This window comes from Pontibacter virosus (genome assembly GCF_003096355.1).
GTDB lineage: Bacteria > Bacteroidota > Bacteroidia > Cytophagales > Hymenobacteraceae > Pontibacter > Pontibacter virosus.
Map to the genome: position 1 here is coordinate 1 of NZ_QEKI01000036.1, position 1845 is coordinate 1845.

Here is a 1845-nt window from a genome sequence, read left to right on the forward strand (position 1 = left end):
AAACAGCCTGCTTCTCTAAAAAAGAGCAAAACCACTACAACGCTATGAAGCTAGTATTCTATTACAGAAACCATCATACATTGTAGACCACAACCAAAATTTCTTTAGCCAAAGGTGCTGAAAAAACCAAAGGCTTCTTTTATATTTAAAGCTCATTTCCCTTGTTGGTATATTTCAGGTATGGCATTTAGTAACATTCAGTCGCTCTTAATCCGAGGCGTAGTGGCGTGCGCTTTATTTCTGTCTTTCAGTGCATGCTCCGGCTTTAAAAAAGAGGAGCTTATAGTAGAGGAGGATTGTGAACTGCACGTGGAGGCACCTGAAACCTTTACACCCACCGTCGCTACCAGACTTGGCAAGCAGGTCGATTCCCTTTTCACGCGTTTACACAAAAAAAAGGGCTTCAATGGCACCGTGCTTGTTACCAAATATGACCAGATCATATACCGCGGTGCTTTCGGCTATGCCGATTTTAAGACCAAGGATACCCTGAGCACCCAAACCGTATTTCAACTCGCCTCGGTTTCGAAGCAGTTCACGGCTGTGGCTATTATGATGCTGAAGGAGCAGGGTAAGCTCAACTACGAGGACAGCCTGCAGGTATACATTCCAGATTTTCCATACAAGGGCATCACCATCAGACAACTGCTCACGCATCGCTCTGGCCTGCCCAACTATACCTATTTCAGCGAAGATTTCTGGCCTGACCGCAAAGTGGACCTAAGCAACGACGATGTGCTGAGCATGATGGCTGTACACAAGCCTAAGATCTACTACCAGCCTGACCGTACTTTCAGTTACAGTAACACAGGGTATGCGCTGCTGGCCTCCATTGTGGAGAAGGCCTCGGGGCAGCCATTTTCAGAGTTTATGCGCGAGCACATTTTTGAGCCGCTCAAAATGAACAGCACCTATACCTTCAACCACGAATTGGTTGCCCAGAGTGGTAGGGTAGCAGCGGGCCACATCGGCGGGCGCCGCAAACGCCTGCCCGATTACCAGGACACCGTGCTGGGCGACAAGGGCATGTACTCTACTGTAGAGGACCTCTACAAGTGGGACCAGGCACTCTATACCCAAAAGCTGGTGAAGCGTGAAACGTTGGAGGAGGCCTTCTCGCCAACAGGCAAAGTAAACAAACGCGATGAATCTTACGGCTACGGCTGGCGCATCAAGCAAGTGGATAGCGGTGATACGGTCGTATACCACGGAGGCCTGTGGCATGGCTTTAATACCTACTTCCTGCGCAATCCCAACGACCACAGTTCCATCATTGTGCTCAGCAACCTGACCAACGGCAGCCTGAACTACATGAAAGACGTGCGCAACTTTATGTATCCGGCCCGCCCAAAAAACGAAAAAAAACAGGTTCATGTGGCGAGCGCTAAATAAACAGAGTTGGCGAAAGGTTGCTTTCCCTTTTATAAAGCCTTGGATCTGGTTCGATGAAGTGTGGGGTGTTAGCTCGCATAACAATATGGAACTGGTTAGTTTTGAAGCTAAGAGCACGAACAACAAGAGTCCCCTGTGTACTTAATTTAGTAACCTTTGGAAACCCTGGAAAGGGCTAAGAATAATGGCAGGCCCAAGTATAGAAATAGAGCAGGAAGAGGAGTATGAAGAAGTTGGAACCAGCTTTAGGCTATACTTAAAAGTAGAGTTTAACTTACACGTCCTACCATCAAGCCTTATCCAAAGCGAAGTATAAAAACAGTGCCTTCTCCCTCTTCAGACTGTACCTGAATGGTACCGTCAGACTGTCTAATAACACCTTCCTTCCTGCAACTTTTCACAAGCTAAGTGGCTAAGTAATACTATACTTATCCACTTGAACTATGAAATTCA

Annotated in this window: 1 protein-coding gene and 1 pseudogene; both read left to right on the plus strand. The window is 47.0% G+C overall.

Features of this window, described 5'->3' with window-relative positions; translation table 11 throughout:
- Positions 1-86, plus strand: a pseudogene (locus tag C8E01_RS22235) (IS1 family transposase); the annotation flags it as partial.
- Between the two features lie 94 nt (positions 87-180).
- Complete coding sequence (locus tag C8E01_RS21370) at positions 181-1392, plus strand: serine hydrolase domain-containing protein (protein WP_243409764.1); 1212 nt, start codon at positions 181-183, stop codon at positions 1390-1392.
- Positions 1393-1845 lie beyond the last annotated feature (453 nt).